The sequence below is a fragment of the Flagellimonas sp. genome, assembly GCF_965215805.1.
GTDB lineage: Bacteria > Bacteroidota > Bacteroidia > Flavobacteriales > Flavobacteriaceae > Flagellimonas.
The window spans coordinates 1,246,075-1,271,614 of sequence record NZ_OZ244124.1 but is presented as its reverse complement, the minus strand read 5'-3'; the positions used below and the strand labels follow the sequence as shown (position 1 = coordinate 1,271,614).

The following is a 25,540-nucleotide window of genomic DNA, read 5'->3' as shown; positions in this document are numbered from 1 at the left end:
CAGAAAAAAAGCCCCAAGGAAGAATCTTCACATGGAGCTTATTTTTCAGTGTTTTTTCCTTTGGCCTAAAAGCCTATATCCTCGTCCAAATCGTCCTCGGTATCCGTTTCTTCCTTGAGTTCCTCCAACACTTTGGTACAGTCCACATTAATGGACAACTCTTCGGGCTCCTCAAAAGCTTCCGTGGATACTCCCAACTCCTCATTTTCATAGTTCTTCTTCATGTACAATGCCCAAATAGGCAAGGCCATTGAAGCTCCCTGACCGTACGTGAGACTTTTAAAGTGTATGGATCGATCATCACCGCCTACCCAAACTCCTGTGACCAAGTTGGGTACCATCCCCATAAACCATCCATCACTTTGATTTTGCGTAGTTCCCGTCTTTCCCGCAATGGGATTGGTCAATTCATATGGGTATCCTGTTATAATATCTTGGTAAACCCGCTGTTCTTTTGCAAAAGTATGGCGCAACCTGGTACCAGAACCTCCCTGGGTCACTCCTTCCATTAAATTTACCATGGCGTAGGCCACGTCCTTGCTCAATACATCTTTGGTCTCGGGAACATACTCATATAGTACGGTTCCATTTTTGTCTTCAATCCGGGTAACCATTACAGGCTTAACATAGACCCCCTGGTTGGCAAAAGTGCCATAAGCCCCTACCATGTCATAAACTCCAAAATCATGGGTGCCCAAAGCAATGGATGGCACTTCTGGAATATCATCGCCCAAGCCCATATTTTTAGCAATATTGACCACCGATGCCGGACCAACTTGATCAATCAATTGGGCAGTAACCGTGTTCACCGAATTTGCCAGTGCATTTTTAAGTGTCCTGTTTTTCCCTGAGTATTTTCCATCAGAGTTTTTGGGGCACCAAGCCTCCATATTCCCATGCTTTAATGGCTCTATACAATACTGATTGTCCGGCAGCGAATCGCAAGGGGAATAGCGAAGTTGGTCAATTGCCGCGGCATAGACGAATGGTTTAAAGGTAGATCCCGCCTGGCGGGCACCCTGAATTACATTGTCATATTGAAAGTGCTTATAATCCACTCCACCAACCCAAGCTTTCACATGACCTGTTTGCGGTTCCATCGACATCATGGCCGTTCTCAAAAACATTTTATAGTAGCGAATGGAATCCAAAGGAGTCATAATGGTGTCCTTTTCATACGAATCGCTATTCCAATCAAAGACGGTCATTTCCGTTTTTTCATGGAAAGATTTTTTAATTTCCTCTTCAGATTTTCCTTGTCTTGACATACTTCTCCAACGCGCTGAACGCCTCATAGCGCTCCGCATTATCGTATCGATGGCCCCGTTAGTGATATCCAAAAATGGTGCCGTAGGGTTCCTTTTTGTGGTGTTTTGATGGAAGAACTCGGCTTGAAGATTCTTCATGTGTTCCTCCATGGCTTCCTCTGCATTCTTCTGCATGCGGGAGTCAATAGTGGTGAAAATCTTTAATCCGTCCAAATAGATATTATACTTCTCCCCGTCTGGTTTTGGATTTTCCTTTACCCATCTGTTCAGCCATCGTTGGGCATACATCCTGAAATAGGTTGCCAAACCCTCTCTATGGGATTCTGGACTAAAGTTGATGTCCATTTCCATCTTTTGAAGGGAGTCTTTTTCAGCTTGTGTTATGTAATCATACTTCGCCATTTGTCCCAATACCGTATTCCTTCGGCCTAAAACCATTTCCGGTCTTCTAATCGGATTGAATAGGGAGGAGTTCTTCAGCATCCCCACCAAAACAGCGGACTCTTGTGTTCTCAATTCCGATGGCTCCTTTCCGAAATAAATTCGGGCTGCGGAACGAATGCCATCTGCGGCATATCCAAAATCATAGATGTTCATATACATGGCTATGATTTCCTCCTTGGTATAATTGCGTTCCAAACGGGTGGCAATTACCCATTCCTTAATTTTTTGAAATAAGGCGTTGGTTGTACTTTGCTTGTCCCTTACCCCTATGAAGAGTTGTCTTGCCAATTGCTGGGAGATCGTACTTGCACCTCCCTTTCGTCCTAAATAGGCAAAGGCGCGTATGGTTCCCCTGGCATCTATCCCTGCGTGGTCAAAATAACGGGCGTCCTCAGTGGCCACTAAGGCGTCCACCAAATTTTGGGGCAGCTCCTTAAAGGCAACAGGAGTTCGGTTATCGTCCAAGTAAAGTTTTCCCAGGGTTTCCCCATCCGAAGAAATGATTTCCGTGGCTAAATTGGTGTTGGGGTTTTCCAAGTGCTCAAAAGTGGGCATTTCACCAAAGGCGCCCCAAGATGCCAATAAAAATATCAGTGCTGCCGAGAGAATCCCGACTCCGAAAAGAATCCAAAACCATTTAATGAAAGGAAGAAAGCTCTTCGGCTTCTTCTGTTTAGCTTTTGCCATTGCTTTATTGGGTGCTTTTTTCAATTTCCAAACCTACATCGGTAATGCCCTCCAAAATGTGAAGACCTTCTACCTCGCCATTTTTACGCATGGCGTGCGCCACACTCAATTTATATACGCCAGAATCGGGGAAAACGATGTTTTCCTTGTACCAAAGCTTGTTTTCCTTGATACTGCCAAATCCTTTGCCCAGCCATTCCCCAGTGGGTTCCGCCATTTTGTATTCCAAGGTATCCTTCTGGGTCTGGCCATTGGGAAACTCCAGTTCCGTAATCAAAAAGAGGTTGCTGAACGGGTAGGTATTGTCGTTTCTTATATTGATGAACATGTTATGGCCCTGTACCGAATCCAATTCTGAAAACTGGAAATCCACCAGCTGATCCATTTGCCATTTGCCATTGGACATGGGTTCAAATTCAGAAAATACCAGATTACTGTTACACGATACCAAGCCTAGGAATAAAACCAAGGCATAGTAAATTTTATTGTGCATTGGAAGAAGATTTTGGTTTGTTTTTTCTTCTTTTCTTGTTGCGTTTCTTTCGCTTGGGTCGATCAAAACGGGTAAGGCTGTCCTGCCCCACCACATTTTCAAAGGCCATTTTTTCGTCGCTTACATTGTCTTGGGCATATTCCTCCAAGCTAGCGATTTTTTCATTCTTCTTGTTCAGTTCCAAGATTTCCAGCACATGGTCCTTGTCCAAGGCATGCCAGGTGGCCGGGTCATCCCTATAGGAAAACCAAAGGGTCTGCTTAAAAATATCCGCTTTTTGGCAAAAGGCAACTCCCTTTTTGGTCTGAAGCTTGCTGTCCTGGGAAGGGAAATCCTTCAATGCCTCCAGATACATGTCCAATTCATAATTGAGGCAACATTTGAGCTTTCCACATTGTCCTGCCAGCTTTTGGGGATTCAATGCCAATTGTTGGTATCGAGCCGAAGCTGTGCTTACCGATCTAAAATCGGTTAGCCAAGTAGAACAACAAAGTTCGCGACCGCAAGATCCTATCCCGCCCAAACGTTGGGCTTCTTGTCGGTAACCAATCTGGCGCATCTCAATACGGATGCCAAAGGCTTTGGCCATGTCCTTGATCAACTGCCTAAAGTCCACCCTTTCCTCGGCAGTGTAATAAAAAGTTGCTTTGGAACCGTCACCTTGAAACTCCACATCGCTCAATTTCATTTCCAATTTTAGGGAAATGGCTATTTCGCGCGAGCGCTTTTGCACCTCCGCCTCCTTGCTTCGGCTTTTTTGCCAGATGTCAATATCGCGTTGCGAAGCTTTTCTATAAATCTTGGGAAGGGTTTTGTCGTCCAGCGCTACTTTTTTTCTTCGCATCTGTACCTTGACCAATTCCCCGGTCAACGTTACAATCCCCACATCGTGGCCAGATTTGGCCTGGGTGGCCACTACATCCCCAATGGAGAGCGGAATGCCGTCCACATTTCTAAAGAATTCCTTTCTACTGTTCTTGAATCGTACCTCAACGCAATCAAAAGGTTTTTGACCGTTGGGCAGCGACATATTGGAAAGCCAGTCAAAGACTGTAAGCTTGTTACAACCATCTGTGCCGCAAGTACCGTTGTTCTTGCAACCCCGCGGTTGTCCATCCTTGCCGGTTGAACAACTGCTACATCCCATATTTAATATCTTGATTTAGAGCGATGCTGAAGCATCAGTCTAAAAAGGGTTCATAAAAAATCTTGAGGTAAAGATAGCATAAATTGGGCAGTGGAGAAATGCTACTTCTGTGTCATTGGCTATTGAGCCTTGCCAAAAACTTCCTCTTCATGCTTTATTAAATATTCAAAGGAAACATTTACCACCTCATTCAGCTTTAGCTTTCTTTTACCTGCTATAAGGGCAAGATCCCTGTGGCGATCAGATCCTGTGCGCACATTAAACACCCCTTTATAAAATTTATCGGGTTCTTTATCCATCTCCTTGCAAGTATGCAAATAGTCATCTACAGCTTCCATGAAGGCGGTTCTGAGCCCATCAACGGAAATTGCCTCAAAGTTTATCAAGTCGTTTATGCCCAACACTTTGCCATATAGAACATTGTCTTCTGCACTAAATTCCACGGAGCCTATATAATTTTTGTATTCTAAAAAACTTCCCATACCTATAAATTCAGTTTTTCCAACACTTGCCTTATAACATATTGTTTTACAATGTTTCCTGGATGGGGTTTGTGCAAGCTGATAATTTCTTTATCACTATTGCCAAATTTTACCCGAGAACCTCCTGTTTTTCCTTTCTTTCCAATCTCGTGGTATCCAAAATGAGCAAGGATTTTAATCAGTTCGCTCCAAGTAAAATCTTTTGGAACATTTTTAAATCGCTCTATTAGTTTATCAATTCTGCTCATGGCAAAGGTAAAACAAAATATGTAACTAAAAAATAGTTACAATTAAAATTGGTTATTGGTAGTCTGAAACCCATGGTTAAAGCTGGTCATTTTCCAGTCAGCTGGCAAAAAATCCGTCAACCCAAAACCATCATCCATCAACTCAAAACCAGCATCCGTCAGTTGGGTCTGCTCAGAATAGAAAATAGAAAGCACTTTTAGGCCTTTAACTTTAAACCCAAAAATTATGAAACTGAAAATCCTATTTCCAATTATGCTATTTGGATTGGTCTTCCTTGCATCTTGTGAAAAAGACAAAGTGCAGGAAAACCGACCCCCTCAAATAACGGTCTTGGAGTATGATGCCCAAGAAAATAGCTCCCCTGTTGATGTAATTACTACCATTCAGGCTTCCGATGCTGATGCCGACGCTCTATCATTTGCCATTGTAACCAATGATAATGACCTTTTTGTTATTTCTGATCGAGGTGAACTACGAGTTGCCAATGGACAAAGCTTGGATTATAATACGGCCACCTCACACGAAATTGTAATCAGTGTTTCTGACGGCGCCGAAACTACCACAGCCACTATCACAATCAATGTAATCAACACGAATCAAGCACCACAAATTTCATCACAAGCATTTGAGGTGTACGAAGATGCATCCAGTATTGATATAATCGGCACCCTTGACGCAGAGGATCCAGATGGTGACGAAATTATGTTTGAGATTATTACCAATGACAATGATTTGTTTGCAATAAACAGCAATGGGGAATTGTTCTTAGCGGACGGTGCAAGCTTGGATTATGAAACAGTGACCTCCCATGCTATAACTGTGGAGGTAAGTGATGGCGGTAAAACTGAACAAGGGGTAATTACTATTAATGTGTTGAACGTTATTGATGACCCTTACCACTTGGAAGAAAGCTCCTTTGTTTTCACTATGGAAACCACTGAGGCCAATGAATCGGTTACCCTTGGAATTGCCGAAGGAGGCGATTATAACTATATCCTAGATTGGGGTGATGGAACTATAGAAGAGGTTACTGGTTACAATACCCTGCCTGAACATACATATACAGTTGCTGATGTTTATTCTATATCTATAAATACAGATGGTATAGAAAATGGGGCGTTTTCCAGGATATTATGGGATAACAGTCCTCCCAATGCTGCAAAAGTTAAGAGCATAGAACAATGGGGCACTATTGAATGGGAAAGTTTTACTCTAGCCTTCCGTGGTTGTACCGATATGATTTATAATGCCGAAGACGCCCCTGATCTAAAGAATGTAACAAGCCTCTATGGCATGTTCGTTGATGCCTCTTCCTTTAACGGTGATTTGAACAATTGGGATGTAAGCTCTATAACCAGCACGGCGTACATGTTCTTTGGAGCCTCTTCATTTAATCAAGATCTTAGCAATTGGGATGTATCCAAAGTGGAAATTATGACCGCAATGTTTGATCATTCATTTGCATTTGACCAAAACCTAGGTGGTTGGGATATTAGAAGTGTCCAAACCATGGAGCATATGTTTACCAGTTCTGGGCTTTCTAAAGAAAATTATAGTAAAACTTTGGTGGGTTGGGAAGCTCAAGAGTTTACGCCTATTGGTATCACCTTGGGAGCTACTGGGCTAGTATATTGCGGTGCGGAAGCAATAGCTGCTCGGGACATTTTAACAGATCCTAACGGACTGGATTGGGGTATACTAGGAGATACTGAATGTCCGCCAGATCCTTGATTAAGGATGCCTTTAACTATTTAATTGTAAATGGGGGCCTCGGAATCCAATTTCTGGGGTTCCTTCTTAGGATAACACTTCCCTGATTTCGCTCCGCAAAATCTTTCCCTTCTCAAGAAGGGATTTTGCTCAACTGCTCCATAAACAGCTTCCCTCTTAAGAGGGGTTGGGATGTGGTTATCAATAGGAAATTCTTACTGCTTCGACTATGCCTACGCTAAAGTTTCAGCGACACGCGTACGCTCAACCGCCAAGAATTTTACTCGAACTGACAGGTATAGACCTCTCGACTGCTCCTTCGACTGCGCTCAGGATGACAGCTCGAGGTGACCTAAAGGTCACTTTTTATATTTCAACACTTCGGAACGGCCCTTCTTAAAAATCTTGTTGCTGGCATGTTTCCCTTTTCGTAAGCGTTTTTGTTCTTCGTAAGGCAGGGCATGTACCTCCTGGCATTCGGTGGAGCAACAGTTGTCCATGGCCTTGGCGCAGTCCTCGCATTGTATAAAGAGCAAATGACATGCCTCATTGGCACAGTTTACATGGGTGTCGCATGGTTTGCCACATTGGTGGCAGTTAGCTATCACATCTTCGGAAATACGCTCTCCTCTACGGTGATCAAACACAAAGTTTTTGCCCAAGAACTTGTTCTCCAAGCCTTCGGCTTTTACTTGGCGAGTATATTCAATGATCCCTCCTTCCAATTGAAATACATTTTTAAATCCTTTATGTTTGTAGTAGGCACTGGCTTTCTCGCAACGGATTCCCCCAGTACAATACATCACCAATTTTTTATCCTCCTTGTGTTCTTTTAAATCTTCTTCAATAATGTCCAAAGAATCCCTAAAAGTGTCCACATCTGGGGTAACGGCATTTTTAAAATGGCCTATCTCACTTTCGTAATGGTTACGCATATCCACCAAAACCGTGTCTGGGTCTTCAATAAGTTCATTGAATCTTTCGGCTCCTACATGAACGCCTTTATCGGTTACGTCAAAAGTGTCATCGTTCAGGCCATCCGCAACAATCTTGTTGCGCACCTTTACTTTGAGTTTAAGGAAAGATTTGTTGTCCTGCTCCACGGCAATGTTCAAACGAACATTTTCCAAAAAGGAAATACTATCCAAATGGGTTTTAAAGGCATCAAAATTATCCGCTGGAACAGATAGTTGGGCATTCACCCCTTCGTAAGCCACATAAATTCTGCCCAGAACATCCATTTCGTTCCAAGCAATAAATAGGTGGTTCCTTAAAATCTGCGGATTTCCAATGTGTGCATATTTGTAGAAAGAGATGGTAAGCCGATCCTTGCCGGCCTCCTCAATAAGCTGTTCTCTTTCCTTTGCACTTAATGTATTGTACAGTTGCATGCTATACCAATAGTTAAGATTAAAGAATAGATTGTCTAAAAGTGGGGCAAAGTTATAAAATCCAACCAGCTAAAAAAGAAAAAGGGTTTCTTAAAAAGAAACCCCTCCCAACCGATTAATCCTTTTTCATAGCGCAAATTTTCCCTTTTGCCAAAGGCAACGAGCCCTAGTTAGGCCCGCTATGATAATACGAGTTAGTACCGTTTAGATACAGTTGTTCAAAAAGGTTGCGTGAGGCTGTTGTTGCGTGCCAAAAGAAATGGTATTTTTAGCCTTCCAAATAAGATGATACCATGAGCAACGAGAAAGAAGCAAAGTTAAAAGCCTTAAAATTAACCCTGGATAAATTGGACAAAACCTATGGAAAAGGCGCTGTCATGAAACTGGGGGACAGTGTGGTGGAAGATGTGGATGTTATCCCATCTGGATCCCTAGGTTTGGACATTGCTTTGGGCGTTGGCGGTTACCCAAGAGGTAGGGTCATCGAGATTTATGGGCCTGAATCTTCTGGTAAAACTACCTTAACGCTTCATGCCATCGCCGAGGCGCAAAAAAATGGAGGCATTGCCGCTTTTATAGATGCGGAACATGCTTTTGACCGTTTTTATGCCCAAAAATTGGGAGTGGATATTGACAATCTGATCATTTCCCAGCCCGACCATGGGGAGCAGGCTTTGGAAATTGCGGATAACCTAATTCGTTCTGGTGCCATTGATATTGTTATTGTGGATTCCGTCGCAGCCCTGACCCCAAAAAGTGAGATTGAAGGGGAAATGGGAGATTCCAAAATGGGGTTACATGCTAGATTGATGTCACAGGCTCTACGTAAGTTGACCTCAACCATCAGCAAGACCAATTGTACGGTCATCTTCATCAACCAGCTGCGTGAAAAAATTGGGGTCATGTTCGGGAACCCCGAAACCACTACAGGAGGTAACGCCCTTAAATTTTATGCTTCGGTTCGTTTGGATATCCGTCGCTCTACCCAAATAAAGGATACCCATGGTGGTGTTCAAGGAAACAAGACCCGTGTTAAAGTGGTAAAGAACAAAGTGGCACCACCCTTTAGGACTGCGGAATTTGATATTATGTACGGAGAAGGCATTTCGAAAATTGGGGAAATCCTAGACCTCGGAGTGGCCTATGAAATTGTAAAGAAAAGCGGTTCCTGGTTCAGTTATGGAGACACCAAACTAGGCCAGGGAAGGGATGCCGTAAAGGCATTGCTACAAGACAATCCAGAGCTTTCCGAGGAGCTGGAGGGCAAGATCAAGGAAGCCATTTCCTTGGTAAGTGCATAGCACTCACAGCAAATAACTGGATTTAAGGTTGCAAATCTTACGCAACCCTTATGATTGCTGTTCATCTAGGAATAAAAAAGGAAATTTTTATGATGAGAAAGGCAATAATGCTTGTCATGCTTATTGGAACAGCGGGGCTGTTCAATGCCTGTGATTTGGATGATGGTCAAAACTTTCGTTTTACTACCTTGTCCATTGTAGATGCCAACGTCCCCGAATCCTTTGAACTGAATGAAACCTACAGCATTGAGGTCACCTATGTAAGACCTAACGGCTGTACATTTTTTGAAGGATTTGATGTGGCCAGAACGGCCCAAACCGACCGAGAAGTGGTTGTTATTGGTTCTGTTCTGACCGATGATACGGCATGCACTCAGGTAGTCCAGGAAGTTAATGCTTCATTTGATTTTCAAGTGTTGTATTCCGGGGAATACCATTTTAGGTTTTATACTGGACAGGATGAAAACGATAATTCCGAATTTTTGGAATTTACCATTCCCGTAATTGAGTAATCGTTACATTAAGGGCATCCTTAATCCAAAATTGACCAACATTTGGATATAAACGAGCTGATACATAATTGCAAAAAAGGCAAAAGGCAGGCGCAGGCCGAATTGTACCGGAAATATTCCGGTATTCTTTTCGGTATGTGTCTCAAGTATTCTCGGAACCGAACGGAGGCCGAGGATAATTTGCACGACAGCTTTATGACCATCTTCAACAAGATCGATCAGTACAAGTTCAATGGGTCATTTGAAGGTTGGATCAAAAGAATCACCGTAAACACGGTGCTTCAGAAATATAGAAAAGAGCAGTACATGGATGTTGTCTCTGAAAATGTTGGCGAAGAGGTGGAAGTAGATACGGAGCAGACAGACATAAGCCTTTCCACCTTGCTGGGGTACATTCAGGAACTGCCCAATAAATATAGGTTAACGTTTAACCTGTACGTTTTGGATGGCTATAGCCATAAAGAGATCAGTGAGATGTTGGGGACATCCACAGGCACCTCCAAGAGCAACTTGGCCAGGGCCAAGATGATCTTGAGAGAAAAGATAGAAAAGGAAAACATAAACATTGCTTAGATGGGGAAAAAGAATTTAGAGCAATTGTTCAAAGAAAAGTTGGGAGACTTTCAAGAGCTTCCGGATGATGCAGTCTGGAAATCCATTGAAGCCTCTTTGGACAAAAAGAAACAGAAGAAAAGGGTTGTGCCCATTTGGTGGCGGCTTGGGGGAGCTGCAGCCGTAATGGCCATCCTGTTGTATGTGATCAATCCATTTGGTGACAGTGACAACAATGAACCAATTATCATTTCGGAAACGGAAAACACCGAAATCCTTGATGAACAAAACAATGCTTCGGACAAGATTGAACAGTCCACTATTTCTGAAGAAGATGGATTGGTGGACACTCAAGAAAACAACACCTTGGAATCCAATCAAAATGACGTTGTGGAAACCAGCGAGGGAAAATCCAATTCGGTAAGCTCCAATCCAAGTCAATTTGTGAGCGGGCAGGAAGTTGCAGAAAGCCCATTGACTGGTAACCAGAATCCAACCCAAGCCGATCCGTTAAGGAAAGATGCGCCAAAAACCCATGAATACGCTGATGTTGCGGCTACCGAATCTTCGGAAAAACGCAATGCTGTTGGTCAAGAAGTGCAAAACAAGGAACGTAAAGATGTGTTGGATTTGGCACCTCAACCTGAGAAAGAAGCAGTAGCTACCAACAATCCAAATCAGCAGCAATCCAAAACCAATTTGCTGGAGAATGCGACCCAGGAAGAAGATGCTATTGTCCAAAATCAAGTTGAAGAAACTAAGAATGAAGGACAATCCATTTTTGATGCCATTGCCGAGCAGGAAGAAGACGTGGTTGCCCAAAACTCTGGTAGTAAATGGTCCGTTGGACCATCCATTGCTCCCGTTTACTTTAGTGCTGCAGGCGAAGGGTCTCCCGTGCACTCTTCATTTGCCTCCAATTCCAAATCTGGAAATGTGGATCTAAGCTATGGTGTTTTTGTGGCTTATGAGGTGGGTAAAAAATTAAAGGTGCGTACCGGGGTGCACCGTGTCAATTTTGGATACGACACCAATGACGTGGTTTTCTCCTCTTCTTTGGATGGCTCCTCTGTTAATCTTATTGACAATATTGATTATGCCAGACAATCCGAAAACATTGTAGTGGAAAGTAGGGATAAAGGCGCCCTCAGTTTGGATAAGGAAGAAGTTAACTTTAGTTCCAGTGCGGTTTTGGATGGAAAGATGATCCAAAATTTGGGTTATTTGGAAATTCCCCTGGAACTGAACTATAGTCTTATTGATAAAAAGTTTGGAGTAGACCTAATTGGTGGTGTAAGTTCCCTTTTCTTGGTGGACAACTCCGTTTTGTTGGAGTCCGAAGGTTTGGTGACCGAAGTGGGTGAAGCCAACAATGCCAACTCCATGAATTTTAGTACCAATGTTGGGCTTGGGTTCAACTATAAGTTTTCGCCTAAAGTGCAATTGAATCTGGAACCCGTATTCAAGTATCAGTTGAATACGTTTTCCGATACTTCTGGCTCCTTCAGACCATTCTCGGTTGGAGTTTACAGTGGTTTCAGCTTCAAATTTTAAATAAACAGGGGCCACCTATAATTTCCTGTTGGGCTGAACGGCACAAAGACGTTGGTTAGGTTGATTGTCCCTTTAGACAATCATGAAGCACCCTGCATTCCTGTGGGGTGTTTTTTTATGTTGTCATTCGAGGTATGTCAGATTTTTCCCTTGAACTTGTTTGTAAAATGTGTCGCAGTGACAAAAAATCCTTAATTTACTCTGCCTTCTAAGTCCCTTATACTTGAAAACTAACCAATTTGAGGACATACTTATCTATTTTTCCAAATCGCTTTTAGGAAAGGAAAATGAAGATGAGATCTTATGGGATCTTGCCAAAAACTGCATTGCCAAACTGGGATTTGTGGATTGCGTAGTCTATTTGATAGACCAAGACCAAAAGCTACTGGTACAAAAGGCGGCCTATGGCCCAAAAAATCCAAAGGACCATAATCTGTACAATCCGGTGGAAATAAGTTTGGGGGAGGGCATCACTGGAGCGGTAGCCGTTTCTGGCAAAGCGGAAATTGTTCCGAACACCTCCAAGGACTCCCGCTATATTGTGGATGATGATCAGCGACTATCCGAAATCTGTGTGCCCATTTCCAATGAGGACATCATTTATGGGGTAATTGATTGCGAACATCCCGAAGAAGGTTTTTTTACCGAGCACCACCTAAAAATGTTGTCCGCCGTGGCATCCATTTGCGCTATCAAAATCAAAAGCGTACGGGCCAACAGAGCGTTACGGGAAAAACAGGAAAGCCTGCTTCAGATTAAGGAAGAAATGATGGAGCTTAAACTCAAGGCGCTCAACTCCCAACTCAATCCCCATTTTGTATTCAATGTGCTAAATGCCATTCAATATTATGTGACTTCCGAAAACAAAAAGTCCGCTTTGGAATATTTATCCACCTTTAGCAAGCTTATCCGACATAACCTAAAACATCTGGGTGCTGAGGTGGTGGAACTCAAGGAGGAAATTAAAATGCTGGGGTGGTATTTAAAACTTCAAAAGTTGCGATATGATGACCAATTTGAATTTACTTTGGACGTAGGGAACCCTGTGGGACAATGGGACGCTACGGTTCCTGCAACACTTATCCAAACCTTGCTGGAAAATACCATCGAAAACCTGATGTCGAGCAATCGAAGCAAAGTTCATCTGAACATTGTCTTTAAACTTTCAAAAGATCAGGTTTTATTGGAAATCCAGCATGAGCACAATGAGATGAATTCCCTGTTGGAACCTACTCCCCAATATCAGGAGCACAATGCGCAACTTTTGGATCAGATTCGGCTTTTAAACACCCACAAAGGGTATCGGATAAGCAAGGAGGACTTTCTGGATTCAAATGCCAACAAGAGTACAATTGTATTGGCCATGCCCAATTTATTTAAGCTCATTTAAAATCACCTCCCTCACTTCTTCCCGTAAAGTAGATTTATCTTCCTCACCCAAAATCCCCGTTTCAAAAAAGGGATGTACTTTGGCCCTGATCCTACCAGGCCCCCCGCTAAAAAAAGTAAAGGAAAAACGCTTTTTATTGTCGTAAAACGTAATGGGTACCACAGGAATCTTATGGGCAATGGCCATCTTAAAAGCGCCATCCTTAAAGGCATCCAAAATAATGTGCTCCTCTGGCACACCGCCTTCGGGAAAAATACAAATGCTGAGCCCTTGATCCAACCTTCGTTGCGCCCGTAGATATACTCCCGTTCTGCTTTTAATGCTGTCTCGATCTACCATAATGCAGACACGTTTGTAGAAAAAACCGAAAACGGGAATCTTCACCAGCTCCTTTTTGCCCACAAAAACAAAGGGGTTTTTGCTTACCACCAACATGAGCATAATATCCAACATACTGGTATGGTTGGATATGAGCATATAACTCTTCCCTTTTTCCATTTGTTGTTCCCTTTCAATTTTTGGGAAACAGCCCATACCATATAAAATGGGTTTGGCCCATAGGTTTCGGGCCAACCAAAAAAACTGCGGATAGGTCTTTTCGGAAAAGACAGTCAGGAGTAAAAATGGGAAAAAGAGAAAGATGGGAAGGGCAACCAACACATAGAACCAAATTCGGTAGAGGACATGCCCAACGTTCCTGAAAAATTGAACCATATTTCAAAAGTAGAATTTTTGAATATCTTTAAGGAAACAACCTAAAAAACTTGATTATGGGAATTTTGTATGCCATTTTAGTTGGAGCGGCGGCCGGTTGGCTGGCGGGAAAAATCATGAAAGGCGGCGGTTTTGGTGCCTTGATCAACATTATCCTGGGTATTGTTGGTGGTGCCGTGGGCAACTGGCTCTTTGGCACCTTGGGTGTTCAGATTGGCTCAGGTCTAGTGGGCGACTTGATTACCGGAGTTATTGGTGCCGTGGTGATTCTTTTTGTAGCGGGCCTCTTTAAAAAATAACATTTTACCCTCTTTTTCGGCAAGCGGTCTATCCTTGCTTTTTTTATCGCATGCGGATTGTTACTTTTACGGCCAAAATTAAGGCATGGCCAGAATCTTAACGGGAATCCAAAGTACGGGGGTCCCGCATTTGGGAAACATATTGGGGGCAATTGTTCCTGCCATTCAAATGGCACAAGACCCCAACAATGAATCGTTTCTTTTTATTGCGGATATGCATTCCCTTACCCAAATAAAAAATGGGGAGGAATTGCGAAACAACACCTATGCCACTGCGGCAACCTGGTTGGCCTTTGGTCTGGACATTGAAAAGACTGTTTTTTACAGACAAAGTGATGTTCCCCAAGTAACGGAACTGGCCTGGTACCTGAGCTGTTTCTTTCCCTACCAACGCCTCACCTTGGCACATTCGTTTAAGGATAAAGCGGATCGGTTGGAAGATGTTAATGCAGGGTTGTTCACTTATCCCATGTTAATGGCTGCTGATATTTTGTTGTACGATGCCCATATTGTTCCTGTTGGGAAAGACCAACTGCAACATTTGGAAATGACCCGTGATGTGGCTTCCAGGTTCCATCATCAATTTGGGGAGACTTTTGTTTTACCTGATGCCAAGGTTCAAGAAGAGACCATGTACATACCAGGCACGGATGGGGAAAAAATGAGCAAGAGCAAGGGGAACCTTATCAATCTGTTTCAACCCGATAAAAAACTGCGTAAGCAGATTATGGGAATTGTTACGGACAGTACTCCCATGGAAGACCCCAAGGATCCCACCAACGACAATGTGTTTGCCTTATATAAAATCTTGGCGCAACCAGACCAAATTGAAGAGATGAGTGCCAACTATCTTGCAGGAAACTACGGTTATGGCCACGCCAAACAAGCCCTCTTTGAGGTCATCATGGAACGGTTTGCCGATCCACGGGAAAAGTTTGAATACTACATGAATAACTTGAAAGAGGTGGATGAGGCTTTGGCCATTGGGGCTGAAAAAGCCAAAAAAGTGGCGGATGGGGTGCTTGCCCGTGTTCGTGAGAAAATAGGGTATTAAAACTGCCTTTAAGGTCATTCTGAACCCCAACAAAGTGAGGGTGAAGAATCCCACTAAGCCCTTCAATTGCCAAGAGATACTTCGCTTTGCTCAGTATGACTGACAGGAATATTCTTAGACACTAACCTTATTCGGATACAACCATAAAGTTTCACAGAAACAAGTGTTCCAAAAACTCCATCTCTGGATTCATGGTTTTAATCAATTTCAACTTTTTCACCCTGAGCCAACCTTTGATTTCTTTTTCTCTTGCTATGGCATCGAGAATCCGAGAGAACTGCTCATAGTAAAGCAGATGTCTACAATTGTATCTGGCCGCAAATGTCCGCTTTCTCAATATGATATTTTCATGATGTTCGGACAATCTTCGTGTCAAATTGTTAGTTACTCCAGTGTATAGAACAGTTTTATTTTTATTGGTTAAGATGTAGATATAATAGGTGCGCCAAGGATAATTCATAATAATGGTTTGAGACTCTTCGCTTCGCTCAGAATGACGTTTTAGATCGCTTCAAACAACTTCCCCGGCAGGGCACGTACCAAGCCCTTCATTTCCATAGAAAGAAGTGTGGATGAAACCTTGAAAATGGGCAATTGACATTCCACAGCCACCAAGTCCAAAAGCTGTTTCCCATTCGATTGCAAATAAGAATAAATGGACTTTTCGGTTTCATCCAGTTGCACAAAAAGTTGTTTTTGAATGGGAGCATTGGCTTCATCTGGTTCCAGTTCCCAACCTAAATGGTAAACCAAATCCGCGGCGGAAGTAAGCATATGGGCCTGCTGTCGCTTAATAAGATTATTGCACCCTATGCTATACTTATCTGTATATCGTCCTGGAACTGCAAAAACTTCCCGATTATATCCATTGGCCAAGTCCGCGGTAACCAAGCTGCCTCCCTTTTCCGCCGATTCCACTACGAGCGTAGCTTCACTAATACCCGCTATAATCCGATTTCGTTTTAAGAAGTTCTCTCGGTCAGGATTGCTCATGCTCCAAAACTCGGTGAGGAACCCACCATTTTTCTCAACTTTGGAAACATACTTTCTATGGGCCTTGGGATACATTTGATTTAAGCCATGTGCCAAACAACCAATGGTCTGCAAACCGTGCTCCAATGCCAATTTCTGAATTGTGATATCCACCCCGTAGGCAAAACCACTAACAATAATCGGATTCAATGGAGCAATTTCTTCAACAAAGGCCTCGCAGAACGCCCTGCCGTAATTGGTGATGTTTCTTGTGCCTACAATGCTGATTATCTTCTTGTGCTTTAAGTCAATGTTGCCTCGATGAAAAAGCAGTAGAGGCCCATCTGCACAGTGCTTTAAATAATCAGGATAGGTTGTATCCATAAAATAGGAGTAGTCCAACTTTTCGTGGGAAACAAATTCAAACTCACTTTCAGCTTCATGGGCATAGCTGGAATCATGAAGTCCCTTAAGAGTCATTTTTCCAATGCCCTCAATCTTTAATAAGTGTTGCACATTATCTTGAAAAACTGCTGTTGGACTACCGCAGTGGGCAATCAGTTTTTTGGCGGTCAAATCCCCAATATTTGGGACCGCCTGCAGCCGAAGAGCCGCAAGAAATTCATCCTCAGTCATTTATTAAGTAGGTTAAGTTGTTCACAAAGTACAGATTTTCAAATGTTAATAAAAAGTTATCTGGCATATTTTGTCCTCAGGGTTTTTTTGCAATATTTGTGTCGATGCGTATCGACTCGTACATAGAAGATTTGTTGTACAATTACAATTGTGTGGTGGTTCCTGAATTTGGTGCCTTTTTGGCCCATGGGAAATCTGCTGCGTTGGATTTGTCCACCAATACCTTGATTCCTCCCACCAAGTCTGTTTCCTTTAACGCGCAGTTGAGCAAGAATGACGGTCTTTTGGTTTCCCATATTGCAGAGGTAAAAGGTCTGACCTATGACGAGATACTCTCTGAAGTGGAAGCTGTTGCCGAGGATTGGAAAAAGAGATTGAACCAAGGAGATGGCATCGAGCTTTTTGGGGTTGGAAAACTATGGCTCAATAACGAGCAAAAAGTGCAGTTTCAGCCTGAGAATAAAAACAACTTTCTAACCTCTTCTTTTGGGTTGTCCGCATTTGCGGCTACTCCAATCCAAAGAGAATCCCTTAAGGAAGAAGTGGAGGAACTTGAAGAGCGAATCCCATTTATTATCACCCCGGAAAAAAGAGAACAATCCTCTTTTAGACCGTGGTTAAAATATGCGGCCATTCTGCTATTGGCTGTTTCAGTGGGAACTACATCCTTTAAAGCCTACCAACAATTACAGGAAAACCAATTGGCCACCCAAGAGGCTGCTCGGAATCAGGTGGAACAACACATTCAGGAGGCCACTTTTTTTGACAGTGCGCCTTTTGAACTTCCAGCTTTAAATATTGAGGTAACCAAAAAGCAGTTGGGCAAACACCATGTCATCGCTGGTGCGTTCCGTGTAGAACAAAATGCCGAAAAGAAGGTGACTCAGCTAAAAGAGCAGGGGTACAATGCCTTTTATTTGGGTGTTAACCGCTTTGGGCTCCATCAAGTGGCCTATGACAGTTTTGAGGATCCCAAGGAAGCTCTTGCCTACCTTAAAAAGATCAAAAGAACGGAATCACCAGATGCTTGGTTGTTGTCTGAGCGATAATCCCCGTCTCTTTTCTTTAATACCCTAATTCTCTTCAATATCTTTGCGCAAAAATTAGGTATGCGCCCAAAAAAGCCCAGTGAATCAAGAACGGTGATGACCGATATGGTTTTGCCCAGTGAAACCAACCCATTGAACAATCTATTTGGTGGCGAACTTTTGGCCCGAATGGATCGGGCTGCCAGTATAGCTGCCAGAAGGCATAGCCGTAGGATCACGGTTACGGCTTCGGTGAACCATGTTGCTTTTAACCGCTCCGTCCCTCTTGGAAGCGTTGTTACTGTGGAAGCCACAGTCTCTAGAGCTTTTAGAACCTCTATGGAAATCTATATTGATGTATGGATGGAAGACCGATTTACAGGGGAACGCGCCAAGGCCAATGAGGCCATCTATACCTTTGTTGCGGTTGACGATACTGGAATTCCTACTGAAGTGCCTCCCTTGGAACCTGAAACCGAACAGGAAAAAGAACGGTTCGCGGCAGCCTTGCGAAGAAAGCAGTTGAGTTTGGTTCTAGCAGGCAAAATGAAACCTTCAGACGCTTCGGAATTAAAGGCTTTATTTACTTCTTAAAATATTGTCTGGTCGAGCGCAGTCGAGACCTATTTTGAGTTGTTAATTTCATGCACTTCTCGACTGCGCTCGAAGTGACAATTCCAAAAATTAACAAGTGCTAGTAAGGCCTTACACGGTTCTTTTTCTGTTTAGAAATCGAAATTGTTTGGGTCAGGGCCAAAGCGCTGGCCACGGTCAAGATTGTCCAATACATGAACATCTTCCGCGCTCAGTTCAAAATCAAATAGGTCTGCATTGGAAACAATGCGTTCGGGTTTTGAGGATTTTGGAATGGTGACCACCCCTTTCTGCAAATCCCATCGCAGTACAATCTGGGCCACGGTTTTGCCATATTTTCCCGCCATCTGCTTTAAAATGGGGAGGTCAAATATATTCCCTTGCATCATGGGGGACCAGGCCTCGTATTGAATGCCTTTGCCCTTACAAAAATTGACAAGGTCTTGCTGCACCAAATAGGGATGAAATTCCATTTGATTTACCATGGGAACTATCTCAGCATCGGTCAATACATCTTCGAGGTGATGCTGCATAAAATTACTTACCCCTATGGCCCGCACTCTCTTTTCCCTGTAAATCCGCTCCATGGCTTTCCAAGTTTCTTTGGAGCGTTCACCCTTAGGCCAATGAATCAGATATAGGTCTAGATAGTCCAATCCGAGCCGTTCCAAGCTGGCATCAAAAGCTCTTAATGTTGAGTCGTATCCCTGGTCAGCGTTCCACACCTTGCTCACCACAAAAACATCCTTTCTGTCCACATTGCTTTCTTTGATGCCAAGCCCAACGCCCACCTCATTGTTGTAGATTGATGCCGTGTCCACATGTCTATACCCATGTTTAAGTGCAACCTTAACGGCGTTTGATACTTCTTCCCCATCCTTGGCAAGGTATACACCTAAACCAAAATATGGCATCTGAACCCCATTGTGCAATTCAAAAGATCCTTGTAAATCGGTAATTTTTCCCATGCTATAATTGATATATCCAGTCTTCTGGATTTAATCGATTTGTATCTTGATAAAGATAGAACTTAAGTTTGGTGGTTCCGTCAAACCGATTGGTATAAACGTCTCCCAGAACGTCTTTGGCCGCCACTTTGTCCCCTTTTTTCACATAAAGATTCGTGAGATTATAATAGGTGCTGATATAGTTACCATGCTTTACAGACACTCCTTTACTACCTCCTGGCACAGCTATTACCGCAATGACCTCCCCTTCAAAAATGGCCCGTGCCTTACTTCCCTTATCCGTTGCAATAGTGACCCCATTGTTTCTATGTTTTATTCCCGGATAAAAGCGATCGGCGTAAACGCCATACCCCTGGCTTTTAATCCCTTTTTCCACTGGCCAAATCAGCTTTCCTTTGTTGGCCGAGAAATTTGTCGCCACCAATTTGGCTTCGGGGGTCAATACAAACTTGGTTCTTGAGCTTGAAGAGCCTGCCTTTCGGTTCGTGCTAGCAATCGCGCTTTTAATAAGTCGCTCAATCTCCCGGTCTATCTTTCGTGCTTCCCGCTGTTTCTTCTGAATGGCCGCTGTATACTTACTCTCATTTTGACGAATGCTCTGCAACAGATCTTTTTGCGTTTGGATTTCATCAAAGAGACTTGCTTTTACTCTTTTGTTTTCCGCTAGTAATTGCTCCTTGGACTTTCTTTGTTGAACCAATTCTTGGTTCAATTGAGCCAATTGGTCTGTCTTTTTCTGAATATCCTCCCCCTGCTTTTTTCTATGCTTTGCATATTGCTCCATATATTGGAGCCGTTTAAAAGCTTGAAAGAAGTTGTCTGCTGACAATAAGAACATCAAACGATTGTTCTGTGCCTTATTCTGATAAGTTTTGCGGATCAATTGTGCATAATCCTCCTTTAAAATCTTTAAATCTTCCCGAAGCTTGCTAATGCTTCTGATGTTCACATTGATTTGTCTGTTGAGTAAGTTGGACTGCTGATTGGTTACACGAATCAACTCCTGACGAACATTGATTCGATTATCCAAAGCCTCCATTTGATCCAAGACGTTCCCTTTTTCCTTCTTTTCCGCAAAAAGTAATCTGTTAATTTCCTTGATTTCTTTTTGAAGTCGCTCCCTTTTGGCCTCCAATGCTTTTTGTTCACTTGTTTGCGCAGATATCGAACCAACACATAGCAATGTAAAAAGCAATAGGTAAGCACAATATGGCAGTTTATTGAACATATTACTTTAATATAATTTTATCAAACCCTTTCGGAATTTTATAGGGAAAATTCAAGGGTCTGTTCAATTCAAGGCTTCTAAAACTAAGGTCAATTTTTGTGTTCTCATTATTTTCCAATGCAACAATATGAATCTCATTGGGCAATACGCTTCCAGAAATATCCTGATAGGTATATTCAGCCGTTAGCAGTCTGTTGTTTTCTGGCTGTGCTATTTCCTGGGAATGAATTTTAAAATTTCCAGGTTCCAATTGGAACAAGATCTTAAACAATTCCCGGGCCTTCTTAGGTTTTAACTGATAATTGCTCCCATTTATTGTGGAAGTATATTTTTCATCCCTCATATCTAAAACCGCTGTGCCTAAAAGCAGGTTCTGCACCTTGGTAAAGTCCAAGTCTGTCCCCAACAAATCGCTTAGGTAGCTAAAGTCCCCATCAAAATATTCGTTCTGAAGCTTGTTATAGAAAGATACCCGCTCTGGGGTAATATGAGCCTTAACCATTCCCAATGGAGCGCTGATCCAAATCACCTCATCTTTTTCCATTCGAAGACTCACCGTGACACCCTGGGCATCCTCACCATCAGAATAATCAATTTTGACCCGCCCGCTTAGCGTTTTAAATTCGAGCTGGTTCGCATAATGGTTCTCAATAATCCGTTTGGTAGATAGCCTGGAATCCACTTCACCACCAGTTACACTCTTGGTAGATTTACAAGCGGTAAAACCCATCAGCAGGGCCAACGCAATTGCGGGATAAAGATTTTTTAGATTAAACTGAATGCCCTTCATTACAATCCCGGTTTTATTTTGTTAAGATATTCCGTTGCCTTGGAGGAATTTCCAATTTTGGTGTAAGCCTTGGAAAGTTCCTTATATATTTTATTGGCAAGAGCATCGTCATCAAATAAAAAATCCAAAGCTTCTTCCAACACTTCTATGGCTTTTGCCGTGTCCGATTTTCCATTAAGGGCCGCTCCATAGGCATAGTGAAAATAAGCCTGCAACGGATAAGCTTCCAGTGCTTGTTCGGCCACTTTTTCCAAAGCCCCATAGTCCGATGTCCCTAAAAGCTCCTCCATTTTGGCTATATTCTGGGACACTGGATCATCTTCTTGGGGAGTATGTTCCTTTACAGGTTTTGCCTGGGAGTCCTTGTTCTTCTTGTTCAAGGAATCCTTTATTTTCAATCCAAGCTCATTGGCAAATTTGGAGTTGCCCATTTCCTTTAAAACCTTTTGAGCCTCCGCATAGTTAGCCTTTTTGAAATAAATCAATGCCAGGTTCTCCTTTAGCTTCAAATTTTCTAAAGGTAACCGCCCCTTCAACGATTCCATAGAACTCCCTTGCGCTTCAATAATGTTGACGAGGTTTTCCAAATACCAAAAATCCCCTGATTTGGCCATGAGGGTTGCAATGGCATATTCTTGGGCTTGGATATATTGCTTATCCAAAAAATAGGTTTTGGCCAATTGGTAGTCAATAACATCACTTGAAACATCCAATTGCTTACATTCCAAAAAAAGGTTGATGGCCTTATCATAATTTTGGATGCTCTTCTGCTTTACAGCTTCAAAGAAGGTCTCTTGAAATTCGTCGGTATATTCCTCCAGATAGACTTCTGCACTCTCTTCTTCTTGGGCATAGTTTGTATACCCCGTTCCGAGGAACAGAGCCAATACAGCCCAAAAATTCAAGTGCTTTTTCATCCGTCCATCACTTATATCTGCCTGTTATTTATGCCAATACGGAATAGTCCCCAATACTTATGGATTCGAAGTTGCCATCAAAAACCACATTGTTACCAATCATGGCATTATCCAGATTGGCATTGGAAATCCTACTGTTGCTTTGGATCAAACTGTTTTTTATGGTAGAGTTCTCTACTACAGTGTCCGCCCCTATGGAAACATATGGACCAACGGTCGTGTCTTTTAGTATTACATTTTCGCCAATGAAACAGGGTTCGATAATATTTGCGTTTTCCTGTTTTACTGAATCAGCGATCAAACTTTCACCATCCTTTTCCAAAAAGCCCAACATCCGTTGATTGGTTTCTACGGTTACATTTTTGTTTCCGCAATCCATCCATTCATCCACCTTTCCTGGAACAAACTTCATGCCCTTCTCCATCATCCGTTTGATTCCGTCATTGATTTGATATTCCCCGCCATGCACAATGTTGTTATCAAGTACATATTGAAGCTCATTTTTCAGGACTCCAACATCTTTAAAATAATAGATGCCAATAACTGCTAGATCAGACACAAATTCCTGTGGTTTTTCCACCAACTCAACGATCTCATTGTCCTCATTTAGGTTGACCACCCCAAATGCTTCTGGGCGTTCTACCTGTTTTACCCATATTACGCTATCAGCCGACTTATCCAGATCAAAATCCGCACGAATTAAAGTGTCCGCATAAGCAATTACCGCAGGGCCGCTAAGGGATTCCTTCGCACTCATAATGGCATGCCCGGTTCCGAGCGGTTCATCTTGCCTGTAAATGGATCCTTTTGCTCCCAATTCTTCGGCCAAGTTCATTAGGCTCTCAACCACATCATCTCCAAAGAACGCAGGATCTCCCAGGATGAAGGCTACTTCCTCGATTTGTTCATCCAGCACCTTGGCTATATCCGTCACCAAACGATGCACAATGGGCTTTCCTGCCACAGGTATCAATGGTTTGGGAATGGTTAATGTATGTGGTCTTAAGCGAGATCCCCGTCCCGCCATAGGTACTATAATCTTCATGCTTATGAGTATATAACGTAGTTAGTGTTTTCCTCTATTGTCTTCCAGTACTTCCAAACCCTCCAGCTCCTCTATCTGTGCTGGAAAGTTCTTCCACCTCGATCCATTCGGCCTGTTCGTGTTTGGCAATGACCATTTGGGCCACCCGCTCACCATTTTCAATGGTAAAATCCTCTGCGGACAAGTTGGCCAAAATAACCCCGACTTCCCCTCTGTAGTCGGCATCGACTGTGCCAGGGGCGTTCAAAACCGTGATTCCTTTTTTGGCCGCCAATCCACTTCGTGGCCGCACTTGGGCTTCATAGCCAACAGGTAGTTCTATATAAAGACCTGTTGGAATTATGGTCCTTTCCAAGGATTTTAATGTGATGGGTTGGTCGATATTTGCCCTCAGGTCCATTCCAGCCGAAGCTATAGTTTCATAATGGGGCAATGGGTGGTTTGATTTATTGATGATCTTAACTTTCACGCTGCAAAAATATGGTCTTTAACTTATCCCCTTCCATTTTATAAACTAACATCAAAAATAATAAAAGTAACAGGCCTCCAGCTATTAAATTTCGGTTAAAAACATAGAAGGAGAGGGCAGAAAATATCAGGGAAACGGACATATAGAAAACGATTTTCCTCATGTTGTACGGAACGGGATAGTACTTTCTCCCAAAGTAATAGGACATGAGCATCATGCTTCCGTAAGCGGCCAGGGTTGCAAGGGCGGAAGCCATATACCCAATTTTATCAATAAAGGCTAAATTAACGATCAAGGTGATCAAAGCTCCAATTGAGGAAATGTAAGCGCCAAACTTAGTCTGGTCCGTAACCTTATACCATACCGATAGGTTATGATAGATCCCCAAGCAAAAGCTGGCCAAAAGAATAATGGGTACCACCCGAAGCGCTTCCCAATAGGTAGAATTCCGTATCAATAGTTTTCCCAGAGGCTCCACAAAGACAATCACCGTAAGCAATATAAGGCTTCCCAAAATGACAAAGTAGTTGGTGATCTGCGCATATGTTTTTTGGGGTTTCTCTGAATTTGCATGACTAAAAAAGAAGGGTTCCACCCCCATTCTAAATGCGGTTCCAAAAAGGGTCATGAACAGGGCCAATTTATAACAGGCCCCATATTTGCCCACCTCGGCCTCGGCCACATCAGGATGTAAAAGTTCGGTCAATAGAATTTTGTCAAATACCTCATTGATGGTAAAAGCAACCCCTGCTACCATTACGGGGCCTGCATATTTGAGCATGCCTTTCCAAATGGAAAAATCGAAGCTGTAGGACGTTTTAAAATAGGTTGGCAACAATAATAGCAGCGTTATCCCGCTGGCAATAATGTTGGAAATGAAGATATACTGAATTTCCCATCCTTCATGGTACATTCCCGCCAAAAACCCTTCTGGATTTTGCTGCGCGAGTCCAGGGAGAATCAAAAGGAAAAACACATTGAACCCAAGATTGATCGCCACATTGATCGTTTTCAGTGTGGCATATTTCATAGGTTTTTCCTGAGCTCTTAGCAATGCAAAAGGAATGATTACCAAGGCATCCAGCACCAAAATATAAGTGGTAAACTTGATATAATCGATATTAATGTTGGTGATATTGGCCAAGTTCTCTTTGACAACCAAAGCCAAAATCAAAAACAGCAGCGAGGAACATAAAAGGGAAATCAAAGAAGTGGAAATGACCGACCTTTTATCCTCCTGTTTGTGATAAAATCGAAAAAAAGCGGTTTCCATTCCATAGGCCAAAAACACATTGAATATCGCTATCCAAGCATAGATGTTGATATACTGCCCATAACCTGCCGCGTTTTCAAAAACCGAAGTGTACAAGGGAAGAAGGAAGAAGGAAAGCACCCTGGGCAAAACGGTGGCCAGGCCATAGATAAAAGTCTGTTTAAAAAGCCGCTTAAGTGGGTTCAATAGAAACTCCTTGTTATGATATCATTCCTTTGAAGAGTACAAGTTACGCAAATCGTTTTGGTTATAGCTTTAGCGGAACAATTTGTACCTTTTTGACTTGTATAAATAAATCAACCCAATGCAAACCATTTCAAAAACATTTTGCCTCATCTTTTCAACCCTATTGTTAGTCTCATGTGCAGAGAAG

At 42.7% G+C, this 25,540-nt stretch carries 27 protein-coding genes; 10 read left to right on the top strand and 17 right to left on the bottom strand.

The window, feature by feature from the left end; translation table 11 throughout:
• Window positions 1–65: 65 nt before the first annotated feature.
• The 6 genes from ACOOE0_RS05705 to ACOOE0_RS05680 all read right to left on the bottom strand — a co-directional run bounded on the left by ACOOE0_RS05705 (window position 66) and on the right by ACOOE0_RS05680 (window position 4,964).
• Window positions 66–2,399, bottom strand: coding sequence for a penicillin-binding protein 1A (locus ACOOE0_RS05705; protein ID WP_420401507.1), 2,334 nt, complete (start codon window positions 2,397–2,399; stop codon window positions 66–68).
• Window positions 2,400–2,403: 4 nt separating this feature from the next.
• Complete coding sequence (locus ACOOE0_RS05700; protein WP_420401506.1) at window positions 2,404–2,892, bottom strand: gliding motility lipoprotein GldH; 489 nt, start codon at window positions 2,890–2,892, stop codon at window positions 2,404–2,406.
• Window positions 2,882–4,039, bottom strand: a complete 1,158-nt coding sequence (locus ACOOE0_RS05695; protein WP_420401505.1) for a PSP1 domain-containing protein — start codon at window positions 4,037–4,039, stop codon at window positions 2,882–2,884. The genes ACOOE0_RS05700 and ACOOE0_RS05695 overlap by 11 nt, the downstream gene beginning before the upstream one ends.
• A 119-nt stretch (window positions 4,040–4,158) precedes the next feature.
• Window positions 4,159–4,521 (bottom strand): type II toxin-antitoxin system HicB family antitoxin, encoded by a 363-nt coding sequence (locus ACOOE0_RS05690; RefSeq protein ID WP_420401504.1) that lies wholly within the window; start codon window positions 4,519–4,521, stop codon window positions 4,159–4,161.
• A 2-nt stretch (window positions 4,522–4,523) separates the two neighbouring features.
• A complete protein-coding gene (locus ACOOE0_RS05685) occupies window positions 4,524–4,769 on the bottom strand; it encodes a type II toxin-antitoxin system HicA family toxin (protein WP_420401503.1) in 246 nt (81 codons plus the stop codon).
• A 42-nt stretch (window positions 4,770–4,811) separates the two neighbouring features.
• The gene (locus ACOOE0_RS05680; RefSeq protein ID WP_420401502.1) at window positions 4,812–4,964 is read right to left on the bottom strand and encodes a hypothetical protein; all 153 of its coding nucleotides are present in this window, start codon (window positions 4,962–4,964) and stop codon (window positions 4,812–4,814) included.
• 31 nt (window positions 4,965–4,995) lie between these two features.
• Here ACOOE0_RS05680 and ACOOE0_RS05675 point away from each other — a divergent pair, with 31 nt between their 5' ends.
• On the top strand, window positions 4,996–6,501 hold the full coding sequence (locus tag ACOOE0_RS05675) for a BspA family leucine-rich repeat surface protein (protein ID WP_420401501.1): 1,506 nt from the start codon (window positions 4,996–4,998) through the stop codon (window positions 6,499–6,501).
• A gap of 338 nt (window positions 6,502–6,839) precedes the next feature.
• On the opposite strand, the gene ACOOE0_RS05670 is transcribed toward ACOOE0_RS05675, so the two are convergent.
• Entirely contained in the window at window positions 6,840–7,871 is a 1,032-nt protein-coding gene (locus ACOOE0_RS05670; RefSeq protein WP_420401500.1) for a rhodanese-related sulfurtransferase, read from the bottom strand.
• Window positions 7,872–8,164: 293 nt separating this feature from the next.
• Here ACOOE0_RS05670 and recA point away from each other — a divergent pair, with 293 nt between their 5' ends.
• The 5 genes from recA (at window position 8,165) to ACOOE0_RS05645 (ending at window position 13,180) form a co-directional block, all read left to right on the top strand.
• Window positions 8,165–9,172, top strand: coding sequence for a recombinase RecA (recA, locus tag ACOOE0_RS05665; RefSeq protein WP_420401499.1), 1,008 nt, complete (start codon window positions 8,165–8,167; stop codon window positions 9,170–9,172).
• An 89-nt stretch (window positions 9,173–9,261) separates the two neighbouring features.
• The gene (locus ACOOE0_RS05660) at window positions 9,262–9,684 is read left to right on the top strand and encodes a hypothetical protein (RefSeq protein ID WP_420401498.1); all 423 of its coding nucleotides are present in this window, start codon (window positions 9,262–9,264) and stop codon (window positions 9,682–9,684) included.
• Window positions 9,685–9,726: 42 nt separating this feature from the next.
• The gene (locus ACOOE0_RS05655) at window positions 9,727–10,257 is read left to right on the top strand and encodes an RNA polymerase sigma factor (RefSeq protein ID WP_420401497.1); all 531 of its coding nucleotides are present in this window, start codon (window positions 9,727–9,729) and stop codon (window positions 10,255–10,257) included.
• The gene (locus ACOOE0_RS05650; RefSeq protein WP_420401496.1) at window positions 10,258–11,790 is read left to right on the top strand and encodes an outer membrane beta-barrel protein; all 1,533 of its coding nucleotides are present in this window, start codon (window positions 10,258–10,260) and stop codon (window positions 11,788–11,790) included. It begins immediately after the preceding gene.
• 223 nt (window positions 11,791–12,013) lie between these two features.
• A complete protein-coding gene (locus tag ACOOE0_RS05645) occupies window positions 12,014–13,180 on the top strand; it encodes a histidine kinase (RefSeq protein WP_420401495.1) in 1,167 nt (388 codons plus the stop codon).
• On the opposite strand, the gene ACOOE0_RS05640 is transcribed toward ACOOE0_RS05645, so the two are convergent.
• Complete coding sequence (locus tag ACOOE0_RS05640; protein ID WP_420401494.1) at window positions 13,163–13,894, bottom strand: lysophospholipid acyltransferase family protein; 732 nt, start codon at window positions 13,892–13,894, stop codon at window positions 13,163–13,165. The two genes, ACOOE0_RS05645 and ACOOE0_RS05640, sit on opposite strands and share 18 nt — an antisense overlap.
• 56 nt (window positions 13,895–13,950) lie before the next feature.
• Here ACOOE0_RS05640 and ACOOE0_RS05635 point away from each other — a divergent pair, with 56 nt between their 5' ends.
• Window positions 13,951–14,193 (top strand): GlsB/YeaQ/YmgE family stress response membrane protein, encoded by a 243-nt coding sequence (locus tag ACOOE0_RS05635; protein WP_420401493.1) that lies wholly within the window; start codon window positions 13,951–13,953, stop codon window positions 14,191–14,193.
• An 85-nt stretch (window positions 14,194–14,278) separates the two neighbouring features.
• Entirely contained in the window at window positions 14,279–15,247 is a 969-nt protein-coding gene (trpS, locus tag ACOOE0_RS05630; RefSeq protein ID WP_420401492.1) for a tryptophan--tRNA ligase, read from the top strand.
• A 151-nt stretch (window positions 15,248–15,398) separates the two neighbouring features.
• Here the strand turns inward: trpS and ACOOE0_RS05625 are convergent, their stop codons facing one another.
• Together ACOOE0_RS05625 and dprA are read right to left on the bottom strand one after the other, a co-directional pair.
• A complete protein-coding gene (locus ACOOE0_RS05625; protein ID WP_420401491.1) occupies window positions 15,399–15,707 on the bottom strand; it encodes a GIY-YIG nuclease family protein in 309 nt (102 codons plus the stop codon).
• A gap of 41 nt (window positions 15,708–15,748) precedes the next feature.
• Entirely contained in the window at window positions 15,749–16,855 is a 1,107-nt protein-coding gene (gene dprA, locus ACOOE0_RS05620) for a DNA-processing protein DprA (protein WP_420401490.1), read from the bottom strand.
• Window positions 16,856–16,959: 104 nt separating this feature from the next.
• On the opposite strand from dprA, the gene ACOOE0_RS05615 reads away from it, so the two are divergent.
• Entirely contained in the window at window positions 16,960–17,904 is a 945-nt protein-coding gene (locus ACOOE0_RS05615) for an SPOR domain-containing protein (protein ID WP_420401489.1), read from the top strand.
• 60 nt (window positions 17,905–17,964) lie between these two features.
• Window positions 17,965–18,477, top strand: a complete 513-nt coding sequence (locus tag ACOOE0_RS05610; RefSeq protein WP_420401488.1) for an acyl-CoA thioesterase — start codon at window positions 17,965–17,967, stop codon at window positions 18,475–18,477.
• Window positions 18,478–18,608: 131 nt separating this feature from the next.
• Here the strand turns inward: ACOOE0_RS05610 and ACOOE0_RS05605 are convergent, their stop codons facing one another.
• The 7 genes from ACOOE0_RS05605 to ACOOE0_RS05575 are packed head-to-tail and all read right to left on the bottom strand — an operon-like array spanning window position 18,609 to window position 25,353.
• Complete coding sequence (locus ACOOE0_RS05605) at window positions 18,609–19,445, bottom strand: aldo/keto reductase (protein ID WP_420401487.1); 837 nt, start codon at window positions 19,443–19,445, stop codon at window positions 18,609–18,611.
• 1 nt (window position 19,446) lies between these two features.
• Window positions 19,447–20,673, bottom strand: coding sequence for a murein hydrolase activator EnvC family protein (locus ACOOE0_RS05600; protein WP_420401486.1), 1,227 nt, complete (start codon window positions 20,671–20,673; stop codon window positions 19,447–19,449).
• Window position 20,674: 1 nt separating this feature from the next.
• Window positions 20,675–21,463 carry a DUF4292 domain-containing protein gene (locus tag ACOOE0_RS05595; protein ID WP_420401485.1) on the bottom strand — a complete coding sequence of 263 codons (789 nt, stop codon included), beginning with the start codon at window positions 21,461–21,463 and terminating at the stop codon, window positions 20,675–20,677.
• The gene (locus ACOOE0_RS05590; RefSeq protein ID WP_420401484.1) at window positions 21,463–22,380 is read right to left on the bottom strand and encodes a tetratricopeptide repeat protein; all 918 of its coding nucleotides are present in this window, start codon (window positions 22,378–22,380) and stop codon (window positions 21,463–21,465) included. The genes ACOOE0_RS05595 and ACOOE0_RS05590 overlap by 1 nt, the downstream gene beginning before the upstream one ends.
• A 28-nt stretch (window positions 22,381–22,408) precedes the next feature.
• Window positions 22,409–23,425, bottom strand: coding sequence for a sugar phosphate nucleotidyltransferase (locus tag ACOOE0_RS05585; RefSeq protein WP_420401483.1), 1,017 nt, complete (start codon window positions 23,423–23,425; stop codon window positions 22,409–22,411).
• 34 nt (window positions 23,426–23,459) lie between these two features.
• The gene (gene dut, locus ACOOE0_RS05580; RefSeq protein WP_420401482.1) at window positions 23,460–23,894 is read right to left on the bottom strand and encodes a dUTP diphosphatase; all 435 of its coding nucleotides are present in this window, start codon (window positions 23,892–23,894) and stop codon (window positions 23,460–23,462) included.
• The gene (locus ACOOE0_RS05575) at window positions 23,884–25,353 is read right to left on the bottom strand and encodes a lipopolysaccharide biosynthesis protein (protein WP_420401481.1); all 1,470 of its coding nucleotides are present in this window, start codon (window positions 25,351–25,353) and stop codon (window positions 23,884–23,886) included. The genes dut and ACOOE0_RS05575 overlap by 11 nt, the downstream gene beginning before the upstream one ends.
• Window positions 25,354–25,540 lie beyond the last annotated feature (187 nt).

What these genes read in the sequence shown, in the direction of transcription:
- ACOOE0_RS05705 (WP_420401507.1), bottom strand. Translation starts at nt 2,399, where the DNA reads ATGGCAAAAGCTAAACAGAAGAAGCCGAAGAGCTTTCTTCCTTTCATT.
- ACOOE0_RS05700 (WP_420401506.1), bottom strand. Translation starts at nt 2,892, where the DNA reads ATGCACAATAAAATTTACTATGCCTTGGTTTTATTCCTAGGCTTGGTA.
- ACOOE0_RS05695 (WP_420401505.1), bottom strand. Translation starts at nt 4,039, where the DNA reads ATGGGATGTAGCAGTTGTTCAACCGGCAAGGATGGACAACCGCGGGGT.
- ACOOE0_RS05690 (WP_420401504.1), bottom strand. Translation starts at nt 4,521, where the DNA reads ATGGGAAGTTTTTTAGAATACAAAAATTATATAGGCTCCGTGGAATTT.
- ACOOE0_RS05685 (WP_420401503.1), bottom strand. Translation starts at nt 4,769, where the DNA reads ATGAGCAGAATTGATAAACTAATAGAGCGATTTAAAAATGTTCCAAAA.
- ACOOE0_RS05675 (WP_420401501.1), top strand. Translation starts at nt 4,996, where the DNA reads ATGAAACTGAAAATCCTATTTCCAATTATGCTATTTGGATTGGTCTTC.
- ACOOE0_RS05670 (WP_420401500.1), bottom strand. Translation starts at nt 7,871, where the DNA reads ATGCAACTGTACAATACATTAAGTGCAAAGGAAAGAGAACAGCTTATT.
- recA (WP_420401499.1), top strand. Translation starts at nt 8,165, where the DNA reads ATGAGCAACGAGAAAGAAGCAAAGTTAAAAGCCTTAAAATTAACCCTG.
- ACOOE0_RS05660 (WP_420401498.1), top strand. Translation starts at nt 9,262, where the DNA reads ATGATGAGAAAGGCAATAATGCTTGTCATGCTTATTGGAACAGCGGGG.
- ACOOE0_RS05650 (WP_420401496.1), top strand. Translation starts at nt 10,258, where the DNA reads ATGGGGAAAAAGAATTTAGAGCAATTGTTCAAAGAAAAGTTGGGAGAC.
- ACOOE0_RS05640 (WP_420401494.1), bottom strand. Translation starts at nt 13,894, where the DNA reads ATGGTTCAATTTTTCAGGAACGTTGGGCATGTCCTCTACCGAATTTGG.
- ACOOE0_RS05635 (WP_420401493.1), top strand. Translation starts at nt 13,951, where the DNA reads ATGGGAATTTTGTATGCCATTTTAGTTGGAGCGGCGGCCGGTTGGCTG.
- trpS (WP_420401492.1), top strand. Translation starts at nt 14,279, where the DNA reads ATGGCCAGAATCTTAACGGGAATCCAAAGTACGGGGGTCCCGCATTTG.
- ACOOE0_RS05625 (WP_420401491.1), bottom strand. Translation starts at nt 15,707, where the DNA reads ATGAATTATCCTTGGCGCACCTATTATATCTACATCTTAACCAATAAA.
- dprA (WP_420401490.1), bottom strand. Translation starts at nt 16,855, where the DNA reads ATGACTGAGGATGAATTTCTTGCGGCTCTTCGGCTGCAGGCGGTCCCA.
- ACOOE0_RS05615 (WP_420401489.1), top strand. Translation starts at nt 16,960, where the DNA reads ATGCGTATCGACTCGTACATAGAAGATTTGTTGTACAATTACAATTGT.
- ACOOE0_RS05610 (WP_420401488.1), top strand. Translation starts at nt 17,965, where the DNA reads ATGCGCCCAAAAAAGCCCAGTGAATCAAGAACGGTGATGACCGATATG.
- ACOOE0_RS05605 (WP_420401487.1), bottom strand. Translation starts at nt 19,445, where the DNA reads ATGGGAAAAATTACCGATTTACAAGGATCTTTTGAATTGCACAATGGG.
- ACOOE0_RS05600 (WP_420401486.1), bottom strand. Translation starts at nt 20,673, where the DNA reads ATGTTCAATAAACTGCCATATTGTGCTTACCTATTGCTTTTTACATTG.
- ACOOE0_RS05595 (WP_420401485.1), bottom strand. Translation starts at nt 21,463, where the DNA reads ATGAAGGGCATTCAGTTTAATCTAAAAAATCTTTATCCCGCAATTGCG.
- ACOOE0_RS05590 (WP_420401484.1), bottom strand. Translation starts at nt 22,380, where the DNA reads ATGAAAAAGCACTTGAATTTTTGGGCTGTATTGGCTCTGTTCCTCGGA.
- ACOOE0_RS05585 (WP_420401483.1), bottom strand. Translation starts at nt 23,425, where the DNA reads ATGAAGATTATAGTACCTATGGCGGGACGGGGATCTCGCTTAAGACCA.